Source organism: Streptomyces kronopolitis, from assembly GCF_050953795.1.
Classification (GTDB): domain Bacteria; phylum Actinomycetota; class Actinomycetes; order Streptomycetales; family Streptomycetaceae; genus Streptomyces; species Streptomyces kronopolitis_A.
Genome location: NZ_CP191850.1, coordinates 6,041,720 through 6,064,383, shown reverse-complemented (window position 1 = coordinate 6,064,383; position 22,664 = coordinate 6,041,720). Strand labels below are relative to the sequence as shown.

The following is a 22,664-nucleotide window of genomic DNA, read 5'->3' as shown; positions in this document are numbered from 1 at the left end:
CCGTCAGGAGGCCGGGGAGGCGGGCGGGCGCAGCGGCCCCGCGGCCGGGACCACCAGGCGGTAGCCGACGCCGCGCACCGTCTCGATCAGCGCGGGCATCCGCAGCTTGGCGCGGAGCGAGGCGATGTGCACCTCCAGGGTCCGGCCGGTGCCCTCCCAACTCGTGCGCCACACCTCGCTGATGATCTGCTCCCGGCGGAAGACCACCCCGGGCCGCTGCGCCAGCAGGGCCAGCAGGTCGAACTCCTTGCGGGTGAGCGGGACCGCGGCGCCGTCCACGGACACCTGGCGGGTGGGGAGTTCGACGGTGACCGCGCCCAGTCGCAGGGCCTCGCCCTCCGCGCTCTCGTCGGCCGGCTGCTCCGCGCCGCCGGGCGCCGTGCGCCGGCTCACCGCGTGGATACGGGCCAGCAGCTCACCGGTGTCGTAGGGCTTGACGACGTAGTCGTCCGCGCCGAGGTTCAGGCCGTGGATGCGCGAGCGCACATCGGCCCGCGCGGTGACCATGATGACGGGGAGGCTGCAGATCTTGCGGATCCGGCCACACACCTCGAAACCGTCCTGGTCGGGCAGCCCGAGGTCGAGCAGCACCACCGCGAAGGGCTCCCCGCGGTCGGGCAGCAGGGCCTTGAGCGCCTCCTCGCCGTTGCGGGCGTGCAGGACGCTCACCCCGTGCTTGGCGAGCACCGCGGACAGCGCCGCGGCGACATGATCGTCGTCCTCGACGAGCAGCAGTCTCATGCGGGCCTCCTCCCGGGTGCGTGCGTAGGGCCACAGGGCATCTACGGCGATGCGGGGTACGCACGTCAAGAGGCGGCCACCTCCACGCCGCCATCCGTTACCCAGCCGGTACTCCCGTGGCATATCGTCACCGTGCCGCCACCCGGTGTGCGGATCACACACGGTGTCCGTCCGCGGCCGGATCGTTATGCTCAAGTTCCCCTCAGAACTGATGACGCTGGTCGTGGCGCGTGCCTACTGTCCTCCCCAATCGAGGAGGACGGAGCGAACCGCCGATGAGCGAAGTATCGGTGACCGAGAACGCCGGGGGTCCCGCACCCGCGGCGGACCGGCTGGTCGTGCTGGACAACGTGAACAAGCACTTCGGCGCGCTGCACGTGCTCCAGGACATCGACCTGACGATCCACCGCGGTGAGGTCGTCGTCGTGATCGGACCCTCGGGCTCCGGCAAGTCGACGCTGTGCCGCACGATCAACCGGCTGGAGACCATCGACTCCGGCAGCATCACGATCGACGGGAAGCCCCTGCCCCAGGAGGGCCGCGAACTGGCCCGGCTGCGTGCCGATGTGGGCATGGTCTTCCAGTCGTTCAACCTCTTCGCGCACAAGACGGTGCTCGAGAACGTGATGCTGGGCCAGACCAAGGTGCGCCGGACCGACAAGGCGAAGGCGGCGGAGAAGGCCCGCGCGCTGCTCGACCGGGTCGGCGTCGGCACCCAGGCGGACAAGTACCCCGCGCAGCTCTCCGGAGGTCAGCAGCAGCGTGTGGCGATCGCCCGCGCGCTGGCGATGGACCCGAAGGTGATGCTGTTCGACGAGCCGACCTCCGCGCTGGACCCGGAGATGATCAACGAGGTGCTGGACGTCATGCAGCAGCTCGCCCGGGACGGCATGACGATGATCGTGGTCACCCATGAGATGGGGTTCGCGCGCTCCGCGGCGAACCGGGTCGTCTTCATGGCGGACGGCCGCATCGTCGAAGAGGCCGAGCCGAACCAGTTCTTCAACAACCCGCGCAGCGAACGCGCCAAGGACTTCCTGTCGAAGATCCTCCACCACTGAGGCCGCAGTTGGGCCACCCCCTTGCCATCACTTGCTGAACCGAAGGATGTTCACCATGAGGATTCGTAAGACTGCTGCGGCCGGCGCCATGGTGCTCGCGCTGGCGGCGACGGCGACCGCCTGCGGCGGCGAGTCGGGCACGGCCGGCGACAAGCCGGCCGGCGGCGACGTGTTCAGCAAGGACTACAAGGTCGCCGCCACCCCGAAGATCGACTCTCCGGTGCTGAAGAAGGCCCAGGCCGCCAAGAAGCTCGTCATCGGCGTCAAGGCCGACCAGCCGTTCCTCGGCTTCAAGGACCCCGGTACCGACAAGTACTCCGGCTTCGACATCGAGATCGCCAAGATGGTCGCCGCCGAACTGGGCTTCTCCACGAAGCAGATCCAGTTCAAGACGATCGACTCCAACGTCCGCGAGACCACCATCTCCAACGGCGATGTCGACTACTACGTCGGTACCTACACCATCAACGACGAGCGCAAGAAGCAGGTCGGCTTCGCGGGCCCGTACTACACGGCCGGCGCGGACCTCCTGGTGCGCAAGGACGACAAGAGCATCACCGGGCCGGACTCCCTCAAGGGCAAGAAGGTCTGCTCCATCACCGGCTCCACCCCGCTCCAGGAGATCAAGAAGCCGAAGTACGGCGCCAAGACCACCGAGCTGGGCAAGTACTCGGACTGCGTGAAGGTCCTGCTGGACGGCGGCGTCGACGCGGTCACCACCGACGACGCGATCCTCAAGGGCTACGCCGCCCAGCGCCCCGAGAAGCTCCGGGTCGTCGGCAAGCCCTTCACCAAGGAGCCCTACGGCATCGGCATGAAGAAGGACGACAAGGCCCTGCGTGACGCGATCACCAAGGCCCTGGAGGACCACATCAAGAACGGCGACTACAAGAACGCCTACGAGGGCACCCTCGGCAAGTCGGGCTCCAAGTACGTCGCCCCGGAGACCCCGCTGCCCCGCTACTGAGGCACCCCGGATCTCCCCTGACGACCGCGCCGCCCCGTACGCCCGCCGCGGCGGGTGCACGGGGCGCGCGCTCGTCACCCGCTTCCCGGCCCGTGGGCCGCCCCCCGCCGCCGACCCGATGACCGCAACCGCGGAGACCCCATGAACGTACTCCTCGATTATCTGCCCGAGTTCCGCGACGGATTCCTGGGCACCCTGGCGATCACCGCGTCCAGCGGGCTGCTCGCGCTGGTGCTCGGCGTGCTCATAGCCGGCTTCCGGGTCTCGCCGATTCCGCCGCTGCGCGCCTTCGGCACGGGCTGGGTGACGGTCCTGCGCAACACCCCGCTGACGCTGCTGTTCCTCGTCGCGTTCTTCGTCGTACCCCAGATCCTCTTCCAGGGCGCCAGCCCGTTCGTGCTGGCCACGCTGGCGCTGGGCTTCTACACCTCCTCCTTCGTGTGCGAGGCGGTGCGCTCCGGCATCAACACCGTGCCGCTGGGCCAGGCGGAGGCCGCCCGCAGCATCGGCATGACCTTCACCCAGACGCTGCGCCTGATCGTGCTCCCGCAGGCCACCCGCACCGTGCTCGCCCCGCTGAGCAGCATCCTGATCGCGCTGACGAAGAACTCCGCGATCGCCGGCGCCTTCAGCTTCGCGGAGCTGTTCAGCGTCTCCAAGCTGCTCAACGACAAGGGCTACACGGTCGCCTGGATCTTCCTGTGGACCGCGCTCGGCTACCTCGTCATCACCTTCTCCATCAGCGGCCTCTTCCGCCTGCTGGAGCGCCGGATGGGAGTCGCCCGATGAGCGACGCGCGCGGCACAGGGCACGGCACGACGCGGGCGCCGCACGGCGGCGGCGCGGAACGAAGCGAGGTAACGGCATGAGCGGCGCCAGCGTTCTCTACGACGTCCCCGGGCGGAAGGCGAAGGCACGCAACCGCGTCTACACCGTCCTCGGCTCCCTCGCGCTGCTCGGGCTGCTCGCGTTCGCCTTCCTGCGGCTGAACAGCCGGGGGCAGCTCGAACCCGAGGTGTGGAACATCTTCAACAATGCCGGTGTGCGCACCGGCATCCGCGACGGTGTCCTGACGACCCTCGAGGTGTTCGCGGTGGCGGCGGTGCTGTCGCTGGCGCTGGGCGCGCTGCTCGCGGTGGCCCGGCTCTCGGTGCACAAGCCGGTCAGCTGGCTGGCGACCTCCTTCATCGAGCTGTTCCGCGCCGTCCCGCTGCTGATCACGATCTACGCGGTGTGGGTGACCCTGCTCGCCAACCGCGACAGCCTCGGGCTCGGCGGCAGCGAGCCGCAGTTCTGGGCACTGGTCATCGGACTGACCGTCTACAACGGCGCGGTGCAGGCCGAGGTGCTGCGGGCCGGCATCAACGCCGTGCCGACGGGCCAGCGCGAGGCCGCCTACGCGCTGGGCATGAGCAAGACGCAGGTCATGGTGACGGTCCTGATCCCGCAGGCCGTCCGGGCGATGCTGCCGACGATCATCAGCCAGCTCGTGGTGACCCTGAAGGACACCTCCCTCGGCTACATCATCACCTTCGAGGAACTGCTCTTCACCGCCCGGCAGATGAGCACCAACATCATCGTCAACGGCAACGACACCTATGTCCCGGTCATCATCGTCACCGGCAGCATCTACGTCGGGATGTGCCTGGCGCTGTCCTCCCTCGCCAACTGGATCGAGCGGCGCGGCCGCCGCACCCGGACCGGTATCGCGGTGGCCTCGGCCGGCGAGCCGGTGGCGGCGGCCGACGCGATGGAGGTGGCCGACGCGGTCCCCGGCCCGCCGGCGGCCAAGCAGGACTGAGTCCGTCCGCGCCCCCGGCCGGCCCTGAACGGCGCAACCGGGGGTTCGGGGACGGCCCGACGGCACGGCCGGGTGCCGCGGCCGGGATGCGTCCCTTCGGAGGCGGTGGCGACGGCGCCACCGCCTCCGTCACTTGACGCGAGCGGCCGCAGTGGGTTGCATACGCTGTGTGATCGTGCACCGGGCTCCAACTGTCAGTTCCCGCCTGTCCCGTACGTACCAGCGGCCGCGGGGAGCTGCGCCGTGGACCCGGTGATCATCGTCGGGGCCGGCCCGGTCGGCCTCTCCGTCGCACTCGCCCTCACCCGGCTCGGCGTCCCCTGCGTCGTCCTCGACGAGACCACCGGCCAGGAGGACACCCGGCCCGCCCGCACCGCCGTGCTCCGCCCGGACACCGCCGCGTTCGTCGCACGGCTCGGCTGCGCCGACGCCCTGGAGACCGCCGGCACCCGCTGGACCGCCTGGCGCACCATGCGCCGGCGCCGACTGCTGGAACGCGTCGCCTTCGCCCCGCCGGCCCCCGACGCCCCCGAAGGCCCCGCCACCGCCTCCCCGCTGCACCTCCCCCAGCACGCCCTCACCCGCGCACTGCGGGCCGCGCTCGCCCACGAGAAGCTCGCCGAGGTCGTCACCGGCAGCCGGCTCGCCGCCCTCGAACAGGACGAGCACGGTGTCAGCGCGCAGACCCGCGGCCCCAACGGCACCTGGTGGCGCGGCAGTTACCTCATCGGCTGCGACGGCCCCCGCTCGACCGTCCGCAAGCTGCTCGGCATCCGCTTCCCGGGCCGGACGGCCGTCGAGCGCCATGCGGTGGCCGCGCTGCGCTGCGAACTCCCCTGGCCCGGCGAGGCCCTGCTGCACCGCTCCCCGCCCCGGCACGGCGGCGGCCCGGGCAGCGAGGTCTCCGCCCGTCCGCTGGCCGGCCACCTCTGGCGGCTGGACTGGCTGCTGCCCCCGGGACGGGAACTGGTCACCCCGGACGCCCTGGTCGCCCGGATCCGCGACTCGCTGGCCGGCTGGACCGCCGACGCCCCGCCGGACGCCGACGACGAGACCGGTGACGCGCACGGCGGACCCTCCGCACGCGGTCGCGGCCACGGCCGACAGGTGCCGCCCTACGAACTCCTCGACACCGGGGTGCACACCGTCCACCACCGGCTGGCCCGCAGCTGGCGGGAGGGCCGCGCCCTCCTCGCCGGGGACGCCGCGCATCTGCTGGGCGCGCTCGGCACCCAGGGCCTCGACGAAGGCCTGCGGGACGCCGAGAACCTCGCCTGGAAGCTGGGCCTGGCCTGGCACCACGGCGCCTCCGAGCTGCTGCTCGACAGCTACCAGGCCGAGCGCCGGGGCGCGGTCGCGGCCCGGCTGCGCGCCGCCGACCAGGCGCTGCCGCTGCTCCGGGACGGCGGCGCCGCCCGCTGGCGCACGGTCCTGCCCGGCGCGGTGCGCGGCCGCAGCACCCTGCTGACCGACGGCCACCTGGGCCGCGGACCGCTGGGCGCACCGCCGGTCTACGCCCGCACCCCGCTGGCACCGCCCGCCGAGCACACCGTCGGGCCGCCCGTCGAGACGCTGCCCGGCGCACCGGTCGCGGAGGTGACGGTGACCGCGTCCGACGGCTCGGTGGTGCGGCTGCGCGACCGGCTCGGCCGCGGGCTGCTGGTGGTGCTGGTGGCGCCCGGCACCGGCGTCTGGGACCGGCGGCACTGGCAGTCGGCGGGCCTGATGCCCCGACTGGCCGAGGCCGTCGAGGCGCTGCCGATGGACGCCGAGATCCTGGTCACCGAGGCCTATCCGGGCGCGGCCGCACACACCGTGCTGCTGGTCCGGCCGGACGGCCATCTGGTCACCGCGCTGTCCGGTGTCCGCCCGGCCGACATGGCCGCCTGCGCGGACGCGGTGCGGGGCGGAGCGCACGGCCGGGAGGCCGCGGCGGGCCGCTCCCGGCGGTCCGACGACACCGGGGAGCCCCCGGCCTCCGGCGCCAACGGAGCCGGTGAGGGCGAGCATTCCGCGGTTGACCCTGTGGGAACCTCCATGCTTCACTCCGAGAATGACTGACCACAGCTCGCGATTCTGGCGGAGGGTCCATCTCGACCTGGTCCGCTACGCGGGCTGCATGTGTCGCCCCTCCTGTTGATCCGCTTCTTCTCCCCCGCGCGTCCGCCCGCCACCCTCCGGCGGCCGCGCCTCTTCGCGATCACTCAGGACGGTTTCCGTGCCCGACGTACGTACCCCCGCGCGCCCGCACGCCCCCGGCCATGACGGCGGGCCCAGCGCGGCCGAACTCCTCGACTTCGTCCGCCGCAGCGCCGCGGACCCGGAGCTCATCGCCGCGCTGCCCCTCGACCCCGAAGGCCGTACCTGGATCCGGCTGAACGGGCCGGGCGGCAGCGAGGCCTGGCTGATCGGCTGGCCGCCCGGCACCGGCACCGGCTGGCACGACCACGGCGGCTCGCACGGTGCCTTCGCCGCCGCCTCCGGCGAGCTGACGGAGCAGTCACTCGCCGCGGCACTGCCCACCGAGGGCTGGAAGACGCTGGAGCTGGCCGACGACGTGGACCGGGAACGCAGGCTGGGCGACGGCGACGGCCGGGCGTTCGGCCCGCACCATGTGCACCAGGTGCTCAACACCTCCCACGACACCCATGCGGTGTCGGTACACGCCTACTACCCGCCGCTGCCGCTGATGCGCCGCTACAGCCGCACCGGCGCGGTACTGCGGGTCGAAGCGGTCGAGCAGCCCGAGGAGTGGACATGAGCGCGGTCGACGAGCTGCTGGCACAGGCCCGGCGGGAACTCGGGCACCGGGTCGAGCCCCGGGAGGCGGCCGCGATCCAGGAGGCCGGGGGCCTGCTGGTGGACATCCGCTACGCCGAGCTGCGGGAGCGCGACGGCACCATTCCCGGCGCGCTGATCGTCGAGCGCAACGAACTGGAATGGCGGCTCGACCCGACGGGCGCCCACCGCGCCCCCGAGGCCACCCACCACACTCTGCCGGTCGTGATCATCTGCAACGAGGGCTACGCCTCAAGCCTCGCCGCCCTCTCCCTACGCCACCTGGGCCTCCTCCACGCCACCGACCTGACAGGCGGCTTCCAGGCCTGGCGGGAGGCGGGGTTGGCGGTTATCGGAGGTGACGGTGAGCGGGAGTGACGGTGAGCGGGAGTGAGGTAGGGCGGTGAGCGGGGGCGGGGGTGGCGGTTGGTGGGCGGTGCGCTCCTCCCCCCTCCCGCCGTGCGCGCGCCTTCACCCCTCCGGCAGGCAGTGCTCGTCCAGGAGGTCCGGATCCTCGCCTTCTTCTTCCAGGGCCTGCTTGACGACGCGGAAGGCGAGGCCCTCCCCATAGCCCTTGCGGGCCAGCATTCCGGCCAGTCGGCGCAGCCGCTTTTCGCGGTCCAGGCCCCTGGTGGCGCGCAGCTTGCGGTCGACCAACTCCCGGGCGGTGGACTCTTCCTGCTCGGAGTCGAGGCGGCCGACGGCCTCCTCGATGACGGTGGAGTCCACCCCCTTGGTGCGGAGTTCGCGGGCCAGGGCGCGGCGGGCCAGGCCCCGCCCGTGGTGGCGGGAGTCCACCCAGGCATCGGCGAAGGCCGCGTCGTCGATCAGCCCGACGTCCTCGAACCGGGACAGCACCTCTTCCGCGACTTCCTCGGGGATGCCCCGCTCGTGCAGGGCGTCCCCGAGTTGCTTGCGGGTCCGCGGGCTCCCGGTGAGCAGGCGCAGGCAGATGGCGCGCGCCTGCTCCTCGGGCGTACGCGGTGGTCCCGACTCGGCCCTCGACGAGGAGGGACCACCGCTGTCCTCACGGCCACGACGGCCCCTGCGGCCGCTACGGGTCTCGGCGTCGCCGGCAGCTCCGCCAGGGGGATCCCCGCTGTCCGGCCATTCCGTTCGCCGTGTCATGGCGGGCTAGCTCTTGGCCGCGGCAGCCTTGGAGCCCTTGGCGGCCTTGGCCGCCGGCGCCGGAGCTGCGGCGGCCGGCTCACCCGCCGCCCCCGCGGCGTCCGCACCCGGGTCCGCCGCCGGCTCCTGCGGCTTCACACCGATGCCGAGCTTTTCCTTGATCTTCTTCTCGACCTCGTTGGCGAGATCCGGGTTGTCCTTGAGGAAGTTGCGGGCATTCTCCTTGCCCTGGCCGAGCTGGTCGCCTTCGTAGGTGTACCAGGCGCCGGACTTGCGGATGAAGCCGTGGTCCACCCCCATGTCGATCAGGCCGCCCTCGCGGCTGATGCCCTGGCCGTACAGGATGTCGAACTCGGCCTGCTTGAACGGCGGGGAGACCTTGTTCTTGACGACCTTGACGCGGGTGCGGTTGCCGACCGCGTCCGTGCCGTCCTTAAGGGTTTCGATGCGGCGGATGTCGAGGCGCACCGAGGCGTAGAACTTCAGCGCACGGCCACCGGTCGTGGTCTCCGGCGAGCCGAACATCACGCCGATCTTCTCGCGGAGCTGGTTGATGAAGATCGCGGTGGTCTTGGACTGGTTGAGCGCGCTGGTGATCTTCCGCAGCGCCTGGCTCATCAGCCGGGCCTGGAGGCCGACGTGGGAGTCGCCCATCTCGCCCTCGATCTCGGCCCGCGGCACCAGGGCGGCGACGGAGTCGATCACGATGAGGTCGAGCGCGCCGGAGCGGACCAGCATGTCCGTGATCTCCAGGGCCTGCTCGCCGTTGTCCGGCTGGGACAGGATCAGGGAGTCGGTGTCCACGCCGAGCTTCTTGGCGTACTCGGGGTCGAGGGCGTGCTCGGCGTCGATGAACGCGACGGAGCCGCCGGCCTTCTGAGCGTTCGCGACGGCGTGCAGCGTCAGGGTCGTCTTACCGGAGGACTCCGGTCCGTAGACCTCGATGACGCGGCCGCGGGGGAGGCCGCCGACGCCGAGCGCGACATCAAGCGCGGTGGAGCCGGTGGGGATGACCTCGATGGGTTCGTTCGGCCGCTCCCCCATGCGCATCACGGCGCCCTTGCCGAATTGCCGTTCAATCTGTGCGAGCGCGGCGTCCAGCGCCTTCTCGCGGTCGGTGCCTGCCATGGGTTCCACCCGATTTGCTTGAGTCGATCGCTTCACGTCCATGACGCTAACGCCTGCCACTGACAATGCGCCCGGACCCGGCTCCGGCCTGTGGATAACTCCGCGGAATGCCCGAGGACACAGGCCTGATCCCCAATGAGAATGGATGTTCGATTTTGGTGTCAAGCGACACCCCGCACCGACCGTCGGCCCCGACGCCCCGTGCCACCGAAGGTCGAGCCGGGACACCGAGGCGTGACGCAGGACCGGCGCGCGTGGGACCGGCGTGCATGGGACCGGCGAGCGGAGGAGCCGTCAGCGGACGGCCCCCTGCCCCTCTCCCTGGGCTCCCTGCGCTCCCCGGGCTCCGTCCGCCTCCCGGTCCTCCAGCGGGGACGACGGCTGGTCGGCGCGCAGGGTCCGGCGGACCCGGGCCAGGGCCCTGGCGCCGCGTCCGCGCCCGCCGCGGACCCGCAGGTCGTCGGTGACCTCGTAGCGCTTGACGTACGCGCCGAGGAAGGCCTGCAGCGTCGCCGTCGCCGGGATCGCGATCAGCGCGCCCACCGCGCCCATCAGGGCCGTGCCGGCGACGACCGAGCCGAAGGCGACTGCGGGATGGATGTCCACGGTCCTGGCGGTGATCCGCGGCTGCAGGAGGTAGTTCTCGAACTGCTGGTAGATCACGACGAAACCGAAGACCCACACCGCGTACCAGGGGTTGACGGTGAACGCGATCAGGATGGGCAGCGCGCCCGCGAGGTACGTGCCGATGGTCGGTATGAACTGGGAGACCAGCCCCACCCAGATGGCCAGCGCCGGGGCGTACGGCACACCGAGGACCTCCAGCAGGACGTAGTGCGCGACGCCGGAGATCAGCGCCATCAGCCCGCGGGAGTAGAGGTAGCCACCCGTCTTGGCGACCGCGATCTCCCAGGCGCGCAGCACCTCCGCCTGGCGGTGCGGCGGCAGCACGGAGCACAGCGCACGGCGCAGCCGGGGGCCGTCGGCGGCGAAGTAGAAGGAGAACAGGGCCACGGTCAGCAGGTTGAACAGGCTGCCCAGCACCGTCGCGGAGACGGCCAGGACGTTGTTGGCGCTGTCCTGGACGTACTTCTGCAGCCAGTCGGACCGGAGCACATTGTTCTGCACCTCGACCCGGGACAGATGGGTGTGCAGGGTGTTGTTGGTCCAGCTGATGAGGGAGTCCAGGTACTGCGGGAACTCCTCCACCATGGTGGTGATCTGTCCGGCGAGCATGGAGCCCAGGAGCGCGAAGAATCCGGCGGTGACCACCAGGATGCTCAGGAAGACCAGGCCGGTGGCCAGCCCGCGCCGCATGCCCCGGGCCGCCATCCAGTCGACGGCCGGTTCGACGGCCAGCGCGAGGAAGAACGCGATCAGCACGTTCAGCAGCAGGGTGATCAGCTGGTGGAATCCCCAGGTGGCGAGTTGGAAGCAGGCCACCAGGGCGAGCGCGAGCACCATGGCGCGCGGCAGCCAGGGCGGCATCCGCGTATCGGGCCGGCCCTCGGGGCGGGGGACGTCGTTGCTGATCTCATCTGGCTCGGGCACGGAGCCCAGTGTTACGCACTGCGCGGACATCCCCCGCCCCGACCCGTGTGATCCGGCCGTCGAAAACCGCCCGCCGGTCCGCTTTCTTCCCAGGTCAGGGCCCTGGAATCGGCTGCCCGGCGCCGCCGCTCAGCGCTTCTCGGGCGGCACGTCCATCACGGAGCAGACCACCCGCCACACCTCTTTGGCGCTCCACCCCGCGTCCAGCGCCTCGTGCACGGTCCGGCCGCCGAGCCCGGACATCACATGATCACGTGCGAAGGAGTCGGCGTAGCCCGCACCGAAGTGCTCCGCCATCCGCTCCCAGAAGATCGTCAACCGCATGAATTTTGCTCCGTACCCGCTCTGACCTGCATTTCCATCCCCTCGCACCCCGCACGGGCGTACCGATCCCCGCAGGAGCCGCGCGTCGTCCTGCACCAAGCATCCCTGGCCGCGCGCCCCCGGGCGGCACCGGCGGGCGGGACGTCCCGGTATCCGGCCGCTCCGACGCCCGTTCCTACGGGACCGGACCGTGGCTGGATCGACCCCTGCGCATCGCCCGCTCCCGCAAAGACGGCGAAGGGCATCGAACGACGTCAACCGCATGCCCTCCGAGTCCGCCCTGGGAGGGCACCCGTGCGCGAGCAGGTACCCACAGGAACTTTCCGCCTTACGGTCAGGCCATGGCCGACAACGCAAGCCCCCCTTCGACGCCTCTGGCGCGCGCCGAACACTTCATCTGGCTGACCGCCCGGGTGCTCGAGCAACGGCTCTTCGAATACCACTTCCTCGGCGGCGGGCCCGACCCGGTCGAGACCGCGCTCGCCGCGTACCGCAACGACGACGACGGGTTCGGTCACGCCCTGGAACCCGATCTCCGCGGTCCGGTCAGCCAGCCGCTGCACACCGCGCACGCCCTGAAGGTGCTCGATCTGATCGGCCGCTGCGACGGCCGCCAGGTCGAGCGGATCTGCCGCTATCTGACGAAGATCTCCACCCCCGAGGGCGCGCTGCCGGCGCTGCACCCCTCCCAGCGCGGCTATCCCGCCGCGCCCTGGATCCCGGTGGTCGACGATCCGCCGAGCGCGCTGCTGGCCACCGGCCCCGTAGTAGGTGTGCTGCACCGCAACGAGGTGTGGCACGCCTGGCTGTTCCGGGCCACGGATTACTGCTGGGAGGCCGTGGAGTCGCTGGAGGAGACCCATCCGTACGAGGTCGAGGCGGCGCTGGCCTTCCTGGACGGCGCCCCGGACCGGCCGCGGGCCGCCGCCGCGGCGCGGCGCCTGGGCCGGCTCGTGCGGGATCAGCAGCTGGTGCTGCTCGACCCGGAGCGGGCCGCCGAGGTCCCCGTGGCCCCGGGGTACGCCCCCGGGGAGCACCACTTGGCGTACGACTTCGCCGCCACCCCCGGTTCGCTGGCCCGCGGCTGGTTCACCGACGAGGAGATGGACCGGGCGCTGGACCACCTCGCCGCGCTCCAGGAGGAGGACGGCGGCTGGCCGGTCAACTGGCGGGTGTGGGCCCCCGGGACGGCGCTGGAGAGCCGCCCGATGGTGACGCTCAAGGCGCTGCTGACCCTCCGGACGTACGGCCGCCCCGTGGGCTGAGCGCTCAGCCTCCAAGGGCCCGCACTCCGGCGGTGACCACCACGGCGACCGCGACGACCAGGAGGAACGGCGCCCGCAGGACGAGTGCGAGGGCCGCGGCGGCCACCCCCGCGGCCCTGGCGTCGAGCATCGGATACCGGCCGTCACTGAGGGTCTGCTGCGCGGTGAGCGCGGCCAGCAGGGCCACCGGCAGCAGGGCGGCCAGCCGTTTGACGAGCGGCCGCTCCAGTACACCGGCCGGCGCCGCCAGGCCGAGGTACTTCACCAGGTAGCAGCCGACGGCGGTGGCGGCGATCGCGATCCAGACGTTCATGCCCGGTCCTCCCCGGTGGTGCGGTCGATCGACGGGGCCCCGTCCTGGCGGGGCGGTGGCGTCCCGGTGCGGTCCGGGCCCGTACCGGGGCGCTCGGTCCCGTCCGCCTCCCTCGTGCGCCCCCGCCACCCCTGGCCCAGGAGGACGGCGGGTGCGGCGAGCGCCGAGAGGAGCACCGGTACGCCGGTGGGCAGCAGCGGCAGCGTCACCATGGCCAGCACCACGGCGAGGCCCGCCGTGGTCCGCTCGACGGTGGTCGTGAGCTTCGGCGCGAGCAGGGCCAGGAAGACCGCGGGGCCGGCCGCGTCCAGGCCCCAGGCGTCGGTGTCGCCGAGCGCTCCGGCCCCGAGGGCGCCGAGGAGGGTGGTGAGGTTCCACAGGACGTACAGCGTCAGCCCGGTGACCGTGAAGCCCAGCCGGGCGGTGCGCCGGTCGGGCTGGGCCAGGGTGACGGCGGTGGTCTCGTCGATGACCCAGTGGGCCGCGAAGGGCTTGACCGCGGTCCGGTAACCCAGGACGGCGGACAGCCGCAGCCCGTAGAAGGCGTTGCGCGCGCCCAGGAAGAAGGCTCCGGCCGCGGCGGTGAGCGGGTTGCCGCCCGCCGCGAGCGCGCCGACCAGGGCGAACTGCGACGCCCCGGTGAACACCAGGAGGCTGAGCGCGCAGGTCTGCAGCAGGCCGAGCCCGGCGCCGGCCGAGGTCACGCCGAAGGCGAATCCGGAGAGGCCGACGGCGACGCCGACGCCGAGGGCGTCCCGGATGACGGCCGAGTCGGGTTTCACGGGCGCGGCCGGCGGTGGTGCCGCCCGCCCCGGGGTGCGTATCTCTGTCTGTTCTGCCACGCCCCGGACCTTAGGAGCCGGTGTCCTCGGCCGTCTTGTACGTTCTTGCGCCCGCGGTGAGACGCCCGCTGTCGGCGGACTCCGCACGGCCCGGCTGTGCCGCGCGTTCCCTGCGGTAGGCGCCCGGGGGCACGCCGACGATGCGGGTGAAGTGCCGGTTGAGGTGGGGCTGATCGGTGAAGCCGACGGCGACGGCCGCGTCGGCGGGGGCGCTGCCCGCTTCCAGGAGCCGGCGGGCCCGTCGCACGCGGACGTCGGTGAGCCAGGTGTGCGGCGGCATCCCGTAGGCGTTCCGGAAGGCCCGCAGCAGCGCGAACGGGCTGGTGCCGAGTTCCTCGGCCAGCCGCTCCAAGGAGGGTGGGGCGGCCATCCGCTGCTCCAGGACGGTCCGGGCGCGGGCGGCGGTGCGGGCTCCGGCGCTCCGGGGCGTGCGCGCCGGGAGCGAGCCTCCGTAGCGGCGCAGCAGGCGGGCGACGAGGAGGCGCAGCAGGCTGTCGGCGGCGAGCGCGTTGCCGGCCTCGGCGGCCCGGTGGACCTCGGTGATCAGGTGCCCCAGGTGCGGGTCCTCGGCGACGGTCGCGTCGAATCCCGGAGTACCGCGCTGCCCCGTGATCTCCTCGGCGACCCCGGCGACGATCCCGGAGGAGGGGTAGAGCGTGGCGTAGGTCCAGCCCTCGGGAGCGCCGGCCCGCGCGGAGTGCGCGACCTCCGGGTTGATCATGATGATGCCGCCGCGGCCACCCCGGACCGTGCCCTGCCGCAGCCCCACCTCCTCGACCCCGGAGGTGACCGCGCCGACGACGTACCCCTCGTGGGCGTGACGGGGGAAGGAGTGCCGGACGTAGCGGGCGCGCAGCAGATCGAGGCCGGGCAGCCCGGCGGGGCGCCAGTGCCGCGCCCATTCCCCGCGCGCCCGCGGCGTGACGCCCGCACCGGGTTCGCCGCCGGCCGCACCGTCCTCACCGGCCATGACCATGCGGCCATTCTGCGTCGGGTCGGCGGCCGGCGGTCCCGCGCGTCCGCACTGTGAACGGCCGGGCGGCGCGCGGGCGGGGCCGCGTTGTCAGTGGTCCGGTGCACGATGGGGAACATGGCCGACGCAGCGCTCGACTCGTTCTCGCCCGCGACCCGCGGTTGGTTCGCCGGGGCGTTCCGTGCGCCCACCGCCGCGCAGGAGGGTGCCTGGCGGGCGATCGGCGCGGGCTCGGACGTCCTGGTGGTGGCGCCGACGGGATCCGGCAAGACGCTCGCCGCTTTCCTCGCCTCCCTGGACGCACTGGCCAGCGCTCCCCCGCCCGCCGAGGCGAAGAAGCGCTGCCGGGTGCTGTACGTGTCGCCGCTCAAGGCGCTGGCCGTCGATGTGGAGCGCAATCTGCGCAGTCCGCTGACGGGCATCCGCCAGGAGTCGGTCCGGCTCGGGCTGCCGGAGCCGGACATCACGGTCGGCATCCGCTCCGGGGACACCCCACCCGCCGAGCGGCGTGCGCTCGCCAACCGTCCGCCGGACATCCTCATCACCACCCCCGAGTCGCTGTTCCTGATGCTGACCTCCTCGGCCCGGGAGGCGCTGGGAGGCGTCGAGACGGTGATCGTCGACGAGGTGCACGCGGTGGCCGGCACCAAGCGCGGCGCGCATCTCGCGCTGTCCCTGGAGCGGCTGGACGAGCAACTGGACCGCCCGGCGCGGCGCATCGGGCTGTCGGCGACGGTGCGCCCCGTGGAGGAGGTGGCCCGCTATCTGTCGCCCCGGCGCCGGGTGGAGATCGTCCAGCCAAAGTCCGGGAAGCGCTTCGACCTGTCGGTGGTCGTCCCGGTGGAGGACATGGGCGAACTGGGCGGCTCGCCGGTCCAGGAGGGCGACACCGGTGAGAAGCCGTCCATCTGGCCGCAGGTCGAGGAGAAGATCGCCGATCTCGTCCAGGCCCACCGCTCCACGATCGTCTTCGCCAACTCCCGCCGACTGGCCGAGCGCCTGTGCAACCGCCTCAACGAGATCGCCTACGAGCGCGCCACGGGCGAGGCCCTGCCCGAGCACCACTCCCCCGCCGAGCTGATGGCGGAGTCCGGCGCCGCCAAGGGGGCGCCGCCGGTCCTGGCCCGTGCCCACCACGGATCGGTGTCCAAGGAGCAGCGCGCCCAGGTCGAGGAGGACCTCAAGGCCGGCCGGCTGCCCGCCGTGGTCGCCACGTCCAGTCTGGAGCTGGGCATCGACATGGGCGCGGTCGATCTGGTCGTCCAGGTGGAGTCCCCGCCGTCGGTGGCGTCCGGGCTGCAGCGCGTCGGCCGGGCCGGGCACCAGGTCGGCGCGGTCTCGACGGGCATCGTCTTCCCCAAGTACCGCGGTGACCTGGTGCAGGCCGCCGTGGTCACCGAGCGGATGCGGTCGGGGGCGATCGAGGCGCTGCGGGTGCCGGCCAATCCCCTGGACGTGCTCGCCCAGCAGCTCGTCGCCATGACGGCGATGGACACCTGGGACGTCGAGGAGCTGCTGGCCGTGGTCCGGCGGGCGGCCCCCTTCGCCGCGCTCCCCGAGTCGGCGTACACCGCCGTATTGGACATGCTCGCCGGCCGCTATCCCTCCGACGCCTTCGCCGAACTGCGGCCGCGCCTGGTGTGGGACCGCGTCGCGCGGACCGTCACGGGCCGTCCCGGAGCCCAGCGGCTGGCCGTCACCTCCGGCGGCACGATCCCCGACCGCGGCCTGTTCGGGGTGTTCCTGGCGGGCGGCGATTCCGGCAAGGGCGGTGGCGGGCGGCCATCAGACGATGCGGCGCGAAGCGCCTCCTCTCGGGGCGGTGGCGGGCGACCATCAGACGCTGCGGCGCGAAGCGCCTCCTCTCGGGGCGGTGGCGGGCGACGGGTGGGCGAGCTGGACGAGGAGATGGTCTACGAGTCCCGCGTCGGCGACGTCTTCACGCTCGGCACGACGTCCTGGCGCATCGAGGACATCACCCGCGACCGGGTACTGGTCACCCCCGCCCCCGGGGTGCCGGGCCGGCTGCCGTTCTGGAAGGGCGACCAGCTCGGCCGCCCCCTCGAACTGGGCCGTGCGCTCGGCGCGTTCCTCCGGGAGGTCGGCTCGCTCGGGCCCGATCAGGCCCGGGATCGGCTGTCCGCCGCCGGGCTGGACGACTGGGCGGTGTCCAATGTGCTGAGCTATCTCGCCGAGCAGAAGCAGGCCTGCGGCCATGTCCCCGACGACCGCACGATCGTCGTGGAGCGCTTCCGCGACGAATTGGGCGACTGGCGGGTGGTCATCCACTCCCCGTTCGGCGCGCAGGTGCACGCCCCCTGGGCCCTGGCGCTGGGGGCCCGGCTCGCCGAGCGCTACGGCATGGACGCCCAGGTGATGCACGCCGACGACGGCATCGTGCTGCGGCTGCCCGACGCCGACCTGATGGGCCTCGATCTCCTCGACGGCGACGCCGGGTTCGACCCGGCCGCCGACCCGGGCCCGCACGGCCGCGGCGCGGAGTACGACCCCGAGCAGTCCCCGGTGGGGGCCGCCGATGTCGCCTTCGACGCCGGCGAGGTCGATCAGCTCGTCACCGACCAGGTCGGCGGGTCGGCGCTGTTCGCCTCCCGGTTCCGCGAGTGCGCCGCCCGGGCCCTGCTGCTCCCGCGGCGCAGCCCCGGCAAGCGCACCCCGCTGTGGCAGCAGCGGCAGCGGGCCGCCCAGCTCCTCCAGGTGGCGAGCGAGTTCGGGTCGTTCCCGATCGTCCTGGAAGCCGTCCGCGAGTGCCTCCAGGACGTCTTCGACGTACCGGGGCTGACGGAGCTGATGCGCGACATCGAGGCCCGTCGGGTCCGCCTGGTGGAGGTCACCACCCCCGAGCCGTCCCCGTTCGCCCGCTCGCTGCTGTTCGGCTATGTCGCCCAGTTCCTGTACGAGGGCGACTCCCCCCTCGCCGAACGCCGCGCCGCCGCCCTCTCCCTGGACTCCCGGCTGCTGGCCGAACTCCTGGGCCAGGCCGAGCTGCGCGAGCTGCTGGACGCCGAGGTGCTGGCCGAGCTGGAGCGCGAGCTGCAGTGGCTGGCGGAGGACCGGCGGGTCAAGGACGTCGAGGGGGTGGCCGATGCGCTGCGGGTGCTGGGCCCGCTGACCGACGACGAGCTGGCCGGGCGCGGCGCGGATCCGTCGTGGGCCGGTGAGCTGGCCGCCGCCCGGCGCGCCATCCGGGTGCGGATCGCCGGCGCCGACCACTGGGCCGCCGTCGAGGACGCCGGCCGGCTCCGCGACGCGCTGGGCACGGCGCTGCCGGTCGGCGTGCCGGAGTCGTTCACCGAACCGGTCAAGGACCCGCTCGGCGATCTGCTGTCCCGCTACGGCCGGACCCACGGCCCGTTCACCTCCGAACAGGCCGCCGCCCGCTTCGGCCTCGGCACGGCCGTCACGGACGGCGCGCTGCACCGCCTCGCCGCCGCCGGCCGGGTCGTCCAGGGGGAGTTCCATCCCGCGGGCATCGGCCAGGAGTGGTGCGACGTCCAGGTGCTGCGCAGGCTGCGCCGCCGCTCGCTGGCCGCCCTGCGCGAGGAGCTGGAGCCGGTGCCGCCCGCCGCGCTCGCCGCCTTCCTCCCCCAGTGGCAGCACGTCGGCGCCCCGCGCCCGGCCGCGGCGGGCGGAGCCCCGGCGGCCCCCGGCGGCCCGTCGCACGCACTGCGCGGCATCGACGGCCTGGCGCGCGCCGTCGAGCAGCTCCAGGGCGCGCCGGTCCCCGCGTCCGCCCTGGAGAAGCTGGTGCTCCCGTCCCGCGTCGGCGGCTACACCCCCGCGCTGCTGGACGAACTCACCGCAACCGGCGAGGTGGTGTGGGCCGGCGCGGGTGCGCTCCCCGGGAAGGACGGCTGGCTCTCCCTCCATCTCGCCGACACCGCGCCGCTGCTGCTCCCGCCGCCCCTGCCGCTGGAACTCTCCGCGCTGCACGAGTCGTTGCTGACCGCCCTCGCCCCCGGATACGGCCTGTTCTTCCGCCAGCTCGCCGACCAGGTCCGCGCCACCACCCACCCCGACGCCACCGACCCGCAACTGGCCGACGCGCTGTGGGAACTGGCCTGGTCGGGCCGGCTGACCAACGACACCCTGGCCCCGCTGCGCGCCCTCCTCGGCTCGGGCCGGACCGCCGGCTCCACCGCCCATCGCGCCCGCCGCGCCACCCCCCGGGGCCGCTGGGGACACCCCGGTGGCGCGGGCCGCGGCCTCCGCCCCACCGCCTCACGGTCCGGCCCGCCGACCGTCGGCGGCCGCTGGTCGCTGCTGCCCGCCGCCGAGCCGGATCCGACCCACCGCGCCCACGCCCTGGCCCGTACGCTCCTGGACCGGCACGGCATCGTCACCCGCGGTGCGGTCGCCGCCGAGGGCGTCGAGGGCGGCTTCTCCGCCGCCTATCGCGTACTGGCCGCCTTCGAGGAGTCCGGGCAGGCCCGTCGCGGCTATGTGGTGGAGGGGCTGGGCGCGGCCCAGTTCGCGATGGACGGCGCGGTGGACCGGCTGCGCGCGGTCAGCACCCAGCGGGAGCGCACCGCCGACGAGGCGCTGCCGGACGGCGGACCGGCACCGGCCCGGCGTGGTGGCCCGCAGCGCGCCGTCCTGCTGGCCGCCGCCGACCCCGCCAACGCCTACGGCGCCGCCCTGCCCTGGCCCGAGCCGCCCGAGGGTTCGACCCACAAGCCCGGCCGCAAGGCGGGCTCCCTGGTCGTCCTGGTCGACGGCGCGCTGACGCTCTACATGGAACGCGGCGGCAAGACCCTGCTGCTGTGGCCCCTGGGCCACGAGGCGGCCGGCGCCGCCACCGACCCGCGGGTGCTGCTCGCCGTCGAGGCCCTCACGGGAGCCGCCCGCGCCGGTGCCCTGGGCACCGTCACCACCGAACGCATCAACGGCACCACGGCCCTCACCTCCCCCTTCGCGGCCGCCCTGGAGTCCGCCGGCTTCCACCCCACCCCGCGCGGCCTGCGGCTGCGGGGGTGAGGTCCTCGGCACCGCGCCCTCGTCCGCGCCCCGCCCGCGCGGCCCTCGTCCCGGCATGATGGGGGCATGCCCGAAGGCGACACCGTCTGGCGCCTGGCCCAGCGGCTGCACGAGGCGCTGGCCGGCGCTCCGCTGACCCGCTGCGACCTGCGCGTACCCCGGCTCGCCACGGTGGATCTGAGCGGCCGCCGGGTGCTTGAGGTGGTCCCGCGCGGGAAGCATCTCCTCACCCGCTTCGAGGGCGGCCTCACGCTCCACTCCCATCTGCGGATGGACGGCGCATGGAAGATCTACGCCCCGGCCGAGCGCTGGCGCGGCGGCCCCGCTCACCAGATCCGGGCGATCCTCGGCACCGCCGGACACACCGCCGTCGGCTACCGCCTGCCCGTACTCGATCTGCTGCGCACCGGCGAGGAGCCACGGGTCGTCGGCCATCTGGGACCCGATCTCCTCGGCCCCGGCTGGGACCCCGCCGAGGCCCTGCGCCGGCTGGCCTCGGATCCGGCACGGCCGCTCGGCGAGGCCCTGCTCGACCAGCGCAATCTCGCCGGTATCGGCAATGTCTACAAGTGCGAGCTGTGTTTCGTGCTGCGCGTCTCCCCCTGGCTGCCGGTCGGCCGGCTGCCCGACCCCGAGCGGGTCCCCGCCCTCGCCAAGAAGCTGCTGGAGGCCAACAAGCGGCGTCCCGCCCGCATCACCACACCCAGCGCCCGCCCCGATCGCCGGCTGTGGGTCTACGGCCGGGCCGGCCGCCCCTGCCTGCGCTGCGGAACGACGATCCGGAGCGCCGACCGGGACCCCACCGCCGAGGAACGTGTCACCTACTGGTGCCCCACCTGCCAGCCCGCCCCTCCGGGCGACTCCCCCGCCGACTGACCCGGAGCGCCCCGAAGCCCCATCCGGCCGGCGCCTTCTCGCCGGCGAGGGCCACCCGTGTCACGCCCGGGCCGAGGACCAGCACATCATCCTTGCGCCGGAGCCGGAGCCAGAGCCAGAGCCGGGGCCGGAGCCGCGGCCGGAGGCAGAGCCAGGCCCGGAACCGGACCCGGACCCGCAGCCACAGCCGCACCCACAGCCGGAATGCCGGTCCACGCCACATCCGGCCACCCGTGCCTCACCCCTCACGTCCCCCGGAATCCCCCGCCTCCCCCATCCGCCCGACAGCGTCGCCATTCCCGTCAGCACCCCGCCCGCCCCGCCTCCCGAACCCCCCGGAACTCACCGACACCCCGGTCCGCCGGGATGCACCCCCTCGCCCCCGGCCCCCCAGCCCCGCTCGCGCCAGTACCCGGCGGAATCTGCCGCTCCCCCGGTCCGTCCACGGAACGCAGTGCACCGGCAGCAGGCTGAGCCCCCAGCCACCGAGGACGACGGCCCCTTCGACCACCCCCGTCGACTGCGGCCACAGCACCAGCCGGACCGCGGCCCACCACCACAGTCCCCCGGCGACGGCCGCGGATATCCAGCGCCCCGGTACGGCCCGCGGATGCCGGCCGGCCCGCCCGCGGGCCGTGACGTCACGCCACCCCATGGCTGCCTCCTCCGGCCGACGCTAGACGGGACCCGCCGCCCGGCGGGAGGGCGCACCGGGGCGTTCCCGGCGCGTGGACGGTCTCGCACGCCCGCAAGGGGCTGCCGTGAGCCGCACGGACCGGGCCGAACGGCCCGTCGGTGGGCGAGGCCGCCGATCAGTGGGCCTCGGCCTGGAACATCCAGTGGTGCTTCTCCAGATCGGCGGTCAGGCCGATGAGGATGTCCTGACTGACCGGATCGGGGTCCGCGGTCGCCTCGATCCGCTCCCGCATCCGGCCGATGACCGCGGCCAGCGCCTCCACCATGGCCCGCACCACCTCGACGTCCTTGATCCAGCCGTCCCCGATCTCGCCGATGCCGCTGGTCTTGGCGACGGTGGCGGCCCGCCCGTCGGGCGGCACCCCGATCGCGGACGCCCGCTCGGCCACCGTGTCGGCGTGCGCCCGGGCGCTGGCGACCACGTCGTCGAGCTGGAGGTGCACCGAGCGGAAGCGCGGCCCGACCACGTTCCAGTGCACCTGCTTGGCGACGAGGGAGAGATCCACCAGGTCCACCAGTGCCCCCTGGAGGGCACGTCCGACGATGCCGCGGCCCTCGTCGGAGAGTGTGCTCTTGACCACAGACATCCAGATACTCCTCTTTGGGCGTTTCATCCGGTTTTGTCATCGTACAAATGAATCGCCCCCGAGGAGCGGCCGAGCAGGTCCGGCCGGACGCCCCCGCGGTGCCGCGCACCCGCGCCCCGGCGGGCAGCACAAAGCCCCGGCGGGGTGCTGCCCGCCGGGGCTTCGATGCGTACGAACAGGGGTGTCAGGCCGCGACGACATCCACGACGTCGGCCGGGGACTTGATGGTCACACGGTCCTCGGGCACACCGGCCAGGGACGTGACGGACACCGCGTTGAGCTTCGGCCGTACCGGTGCGGGCACCGGGTCGCTCGCGGCCGCGGACGCTGCCAGCTCGGCGAGCGCGAGCTCGTCGCTGACTTCCCGCATGAGCTCGGACATGCGCACGTCCAGCGCGTCACAGATCGACGAGAGCAGCTCGGAGGACGCCTCCTTCTGCCCCCTCTCGACCTCGGACAAATAGCCGAGCGATACCCGGGCGGAGGAAGAGACCTCGCGCAGGGTTCGGCCCTGGCGCTGACGCTGTCGGCGCAGCACGTCACCCAGCAGGCGACGAAGCAGAATCATCGCTGGCTCCCTCCTCGGACCTCGGATCCGGATCCTTCTCGCCCCACCGTACCGCCTCGGGCAGTACACG

General features: G+C 73.2%; 21 protein-coding genes. 11 read left to right on the top strand and 10 right to left on the bottom strand.

Annotated features, from left to right (window positions below):
* Positions 1 to 3: 3 nt before the first annotated feature.
* Entirely contained in the window at positions 4 to 741 is a 738-nt protein-coding gene (locus ACQP17_RS26875) for a response regulator transcription factor (RefSeq protein ID WP_433858558.1), read from the bottom strand.
* Positions 742 to 1,016: 275 nt separating this feature from the next.
* Here ACQP17_RS26875 and ACQP17_RS26870 point away from each other — a divergent pair, with 275 nt between their 5' ends.
* From ACQP17_RS26870 to ACQP17_RS26835, 8 genes are all read left to right on the top strand, one after another.
* Positions 1,017 to 1,802 (top strand): amino acid ABC transporter ATP-binding protein, encoded by a 786-nt coding sequence (locus tag ACQP17_RS26870; RefSeq protein ID WP_433858557.1) that lies wholly within the window; start codon positions 1,017 to 1,019, stop codon positions 1,800 to 1,802.
* 55 nt (positions 1,803 to 1,857) lie between these two features.
* Complete coding sequence (locus ACQP17_RS26865) at positions 1,858 to 2,769, top strand: glutamate ABC transporter substrate-binding protein (RefSeq protein WP_433858556.1); 912 nt, start codon at positions 1,858 to 1,860, stop codon at positions 2,767 to 2,769.
* A 141-nt stretch (positions 2,770 to 2,910) separates the two neighbouring features.
* Positions 2,911 to 3,558 (top strand): amino acid ABC transporter permease, encoded by a 648-nt coding sequence (locus ACQP17_RS26860; protein ID WP_189096237.1) that lies wholly within the window; start codon positions 2,911 to 2,913, stop codon positions 3,556 to 3,558.
* A 76-nt stretch (positions 3,559 to 3,634) separates the two neighbouring features.
* The gene (locus ACQP17_RS26855) at positions 3,635 to 4,570 is read left to right on the top strand and encodes an amino acid ABC transporter permease (protein ID WP_433858555.1); all 936 of its coding nucleotides are present in this window, start codon (positions 3,635 to 3,637) and stop codon (positions 4,568 to 4,570) included.
* 243 nt (positions 4,571 to 4,813) lie between these two features.
* Positions 4,814 to 6,631, top strand: a complete 1,818-nt coding sequence (locus ACQP17_RS26850; protein ID WP_433858554.1) for an FAD-dependent monooxygenase — start codon at positions 4,814 to 4,816, stop codon at positions 6,629 to 6,631.
* Complete coding sequence (locus tag ACQP17_RS26845; RefSeq protein ID WP_311044721.1) at positions 6,624 to 6,710, top strand: putative leader peptide; 87 nt, start codon at positions 6,624 to 6,626, stop codon at positions 6,708 to 6,710. The genes ACQP17_RS26850 and ACQP17_RS26845 overlap by 8 nt, the downstream gene beginning before the upstream one ends.
* Positions 6,711 to 6,788: 78 nt before the next feature.
* Positions 6,789 to 7,331, top strand: coding sequence for a cysteine dioxygenase (locus ACQP17_RS26840; protein WP_433858553.1), 543 nt, complete (start codon positions 6,789 to 6,791; stop codon positions 7,329 to 7,331).
* Positions 7,328 to 7,726 carry a rhodanese-like domain-containing protein gene (locus ACQP17_RS26835; RefSeq protein ID WP_433858552.1) on the top strand — a complete coding sequence of 133 codons (399 nt, stop codon included), beginning with the start codon at positions 7,328 to 7,330 and terminating at the stop codon, positions 7,724 to 7,726. Before ACQP17_RS26840 ends, ACQP17_RS26835 begins: the two co-directional genes overlap by 4 nt.
* A 93-nt stretch (positions 7,727 to 7,819) precedes the next feature.
* Here the strand turns inward: ACQP17_RS26835 and recX are convergent, their stop codons facing one another.
* The 4 genes from recX to ACQP17_RS26815 form a co-directional block, all read right to left on the bottom strand.
* Positions 7,820 to 8,476 (bottom strand): recombination regulator RecX, encoded by a 657-nt coding sequence (gene recX / locus ACQP17_RS26830; RefSeq protein WP_433858551.1) that lies wholly within the window; start codon positions 8,474 to 8,476, stop codon positions 7,820 to 7,822.
* 6 nt (positions 8,477 to 8,482) lie between these two features.
* Positions 8,483 to 9,604 (bottom strand): recombinase RecA, encoded by a 1,122-nt coding sequence (gene recA / locus ACQP17_RS26825; RefSeq protein WP_433858550.1) that lies wholly within the window; start codon positions 9,602 to 9,604, stop codon positions 8,483 to 8,485.
* 294 nt (positions 9,605 to 9,898) lie between these two features.
* Positions 9,899 to 11,155, bottom strand: a complete 1,257-nt coding sequence (locus tag ACQP17_RS26820) for an AI-2E family transporter (protein ID WP_433858549.1) — start codon at positions 11,153 to 11,155, stop codon at positions 9,899 to 9,901.
* A 129-nt stretch (positions 11,156 to 11,284) separates the two neighbouring features.
* Complete coding sequence (locus ACQP17_RS26815; RefSeq protein WP_364881075.1) at positions 11,285 to 11,479, bottom strand: DUF3046 domain-containing protein; 195 nt, start codon at positions 11,477 to 11,479, stop codon at positions 11,285 to 11,287.
* 341 nt (positions 11,480 to 11,820) lie between these two features.
* On the opposite strand from ACQP17_RS26815, the gene ACQP17_RS26810 reads away from it, so the two are divergent.
* Positions 11,821 to 12,744, top strand: a complete 924-nt coding sequence (locus tag ACQP17_RS26810; protein ID WP_433858548.1) for a hypothetical protein — start codon at positions 11,821 to 11,823, stop codon at positions 12,742 to 12,744.
* 4 nt (positions 12,745 to 12,748) lie between these two features.
* Here the strand turns inward: ACQP17_RS26810 and ACQP17_RS26805 are convergent, their stop codons facing one another.
* Genes ACQP17_RS26805 through ACQP17_RS26795 form a run of 3 tightly spaced genes read right to left on the bottom strand, consistent with a single transcriptional unit; the run spans position 12,749 to position 14,869 of the window.
* Entirely contained in the window at positions 12,749 to 13,057 is a 309-nt protein-coding gene (locus ACQP17_RS26805) for an AzlD domain-containing protein (RefSeq protein ID WP_364881071.1), read from the bottom strand.
* A complete protein-coding gene (locus tag ACQP17_RS26800; RefSeq protein WP_433858547.1) occupies positions 13,054 to 13,899 on the bottom strand; it encodes an AzlC family ABC transporter permease in 846 nt (281 codons plus the stop codon). The genes ACQP17_RS26805 and ACQP17_RS26800 overlap by 4 nt, the downstream gene beginning before the upstream one ends.
* A 10-nt stretch (positions 13,900 to 13,909) precedes the next feature.
* The gene (locus ACQP17_RS26795) at positions 13,910 to 14,869 is read right to left on the bottom strand and encodes an AraC family transcriptional regulator (RefSeq protein ID WP_433860013.1); all 960 of its coding nucleotides are present in this window, start codon (positions 14,867 to 14,869) and stop codon (positions 13,910 to 13,912) included.
* Between the two features lie 120 nt (positions 14,870 to 14,989).
* On the opposite strand from ACQP17_RS26795, the gene ACQP17_RS26790 reads away from it, so the two are divergent.
* Both ACQP17_RS26790 and ACQP17_RS26785 read left to right on the top strand, forming a co-directional pair.
* Positions 14,990 to 19,867, top strand: coding sequence for an Lhr family helicase (locus ACQP17_RS26790; RefSeq protein ID WP_433858546.1), 4,878 nt, complete (start codon positions 14,990 to 14,992; stop codon positions 19,865 to 19,867).
* 66 nt (positions 19,868 to 19,933) lie between these two features.
* The gene (locus tag ACQP17_RS26785; RefSeq protein ID WP_433858545.1) at positions 19,934 to 20,743 is read left to right on the top strand and encodes an Fpg/Nei family DNA glycosylase; all 810 of its coding nucleotides are present in this window, start codon (positions 19,934 to 19,936) and stop codon (positions 20,741 to 20,743) included.
* An 812-nt stretch (positions 20,744 to 21,555) separates the two neighbouring features.
* Here ACQP17_RS26785 and ACQP17_RS26780 read toward each other — a convergent pair.
* Both ACQP17_RS26780 and ACQP17_RS26775 read right to left on the bottom strand, forming a co-directional pair.
* On the bottom strand, positions 21,556 to 22,026 hold the full coding sequence (locus ACQP17_RS26780) for a Dps family protein (RefSeq protein WP_364881064.1): 471 nt from the start codon (positions 22,024 to 22,026) through the stop codon (positions 21,556 to 21,558).
* Between the two features lie 184 nt (positions 22,027 to 22,210).
* Complete coding sequence (locus ACQP17_RS26775) at positions 22,211 to 22,594, bottom strand: helix-turn-helix domain-containing protein (protein WP_189096221.1); 384 nt, start codon at positions 22,592 to 22,594, stop codon at positions 22,211 to 22,213.
* Positions 22,595 to 22,664: the final 70 nt, after the last annotated feature.

What these genes read in the sequence shown, in the direction of transcription:
- ACQP17_RS26875 (WP_433858558.1), bottom strand. Translation starts at nt 741, where the DNA reads ATGAGACTGCTGCTCGTCGAGGACGACGATCATGTCGCCGCGGCGCTG.
- ACQP17_RS26870 (WP_433858557.1), top strand. Translation starts at nt 1,017, where the DNA reads ATGAGCGAAGTATCGGTGACCGAGAACGCCGGGGGTCCCGCACCCGCG.
- ACQP17_RS26865 (WP_433858556.1), top strand. Translation starts at nt 1,858, where the DNA reads ATGAGGATTCGTAAGACTGCTGCGGCCGGCGCCATGGTGCTCGCGCTG.
- ACQP17_RS26860 (WP_189096237.1), top strand. Translation starts at nt 2,911, where the DNA reads ATGAACGTACTCCTCGATTATCTGCCCGAGTTCCGCGACGGATTCCTG.
- ACQP17_RS26855 (WP_433858555.1), top strand. Translation starts at nt 3,635, where the DNA reads ATGAGCGGCGCCAGCGTTCTCTACGACGTCCCCGGGCGGAAGGCGAAG.
- ACQP17_RS26845 (WP_311044721.1), top strand. Translation starts at nt 6,624, where the DNA reads ATGACTGACCACAGCTCGCGATTCTGGCGGAGGGTCCATCTCGACCTG.
- ACQP17_RS26835 (WP_433858552.1), top strand. Translation starts at nt 7,328, where the DNA reads ATGAGCGCGGTCGACGAGCTGCTGGCACAGGCCCGGCGGGAACTCGGG.
- recX (WP_433858551.1), bottom strand. Translation starts at nt 8,476, where the DNA reads ATGACACGGCGAACGGAATGGCCGGACAGCGGGGATCCCCCTGGCGGA.
- recA (WP_433858550.1), bottom strand. Translation starts at nt 9,604, where the DNA reads ATGGCAGGCACCGACCGCGAGAAGGCGCTGGACGCCGCGCTCGCACAG.
- ACQP17_RS26815 (WP_364881075.1), bottom strand. Translation starts at nt 11,479, where the DNA reads ATGCGGTTGACGATCTTCTGGGAGCGGATGGCGGAGCACTTCGGTGCG.
- ACQP17_RS26810 (WP_433858548.1), top strand. Translation starts at nt 11,821, where the DNA reads ATGGCCGACAACGCAAGCCCCCCTTCGACGCCTCTGGCGCGCGCCGAA.
- ACQP17_RS26805 (WP_364881071.1), bottom strand. Translation starts at nt 13,057, where the DNA reads ATGAACGTCTGGATCGCGATCGCCGCCACCGCCGTCGGCTGCTACCTG.
- ACQP17_RS26795 (WP_433860013.1), bottom strand. Translation starts at nt 14,869, where the DNA reads ATGGCCGGTGAGGACGGTGCGGCCGGCGGCGAACCCGGTGCGGGCGTC.
- ACQP17_RS26790 (WP_433858546.1), top strand. Translation starts at nt 14,990, where the DNA reads ATGGCCGACGCAGCGCTCGACTCGTTCTCGCCCGCGACCCGCGGTTGG.
- ACQP17_RS26785 (WP_433858545.1), top strand. Translation starts at nt 19,934, where the DNA reads ATGCCCGAAGGCGACACCGTCTGGCGCCTGGCCCAGCGGCTGCACGAG.
- ACQP17_RS26780 (WP_364881064.1), bottom strand. Translation starts at nt 22,026, where the DNA reads ATGTCTGTGGTCAAGAGCACACTCTCCGACGAGGGCCGCGGCATCGTC.
- ACQP17_RS26775 (WP_189096221.1), bottom strand. Translation starts at nt 22,594, where the DNA reads ATGATTCTGCTTCGTCGCCTGCTGGGTGACGTGCTGCGCCGACAGCGT.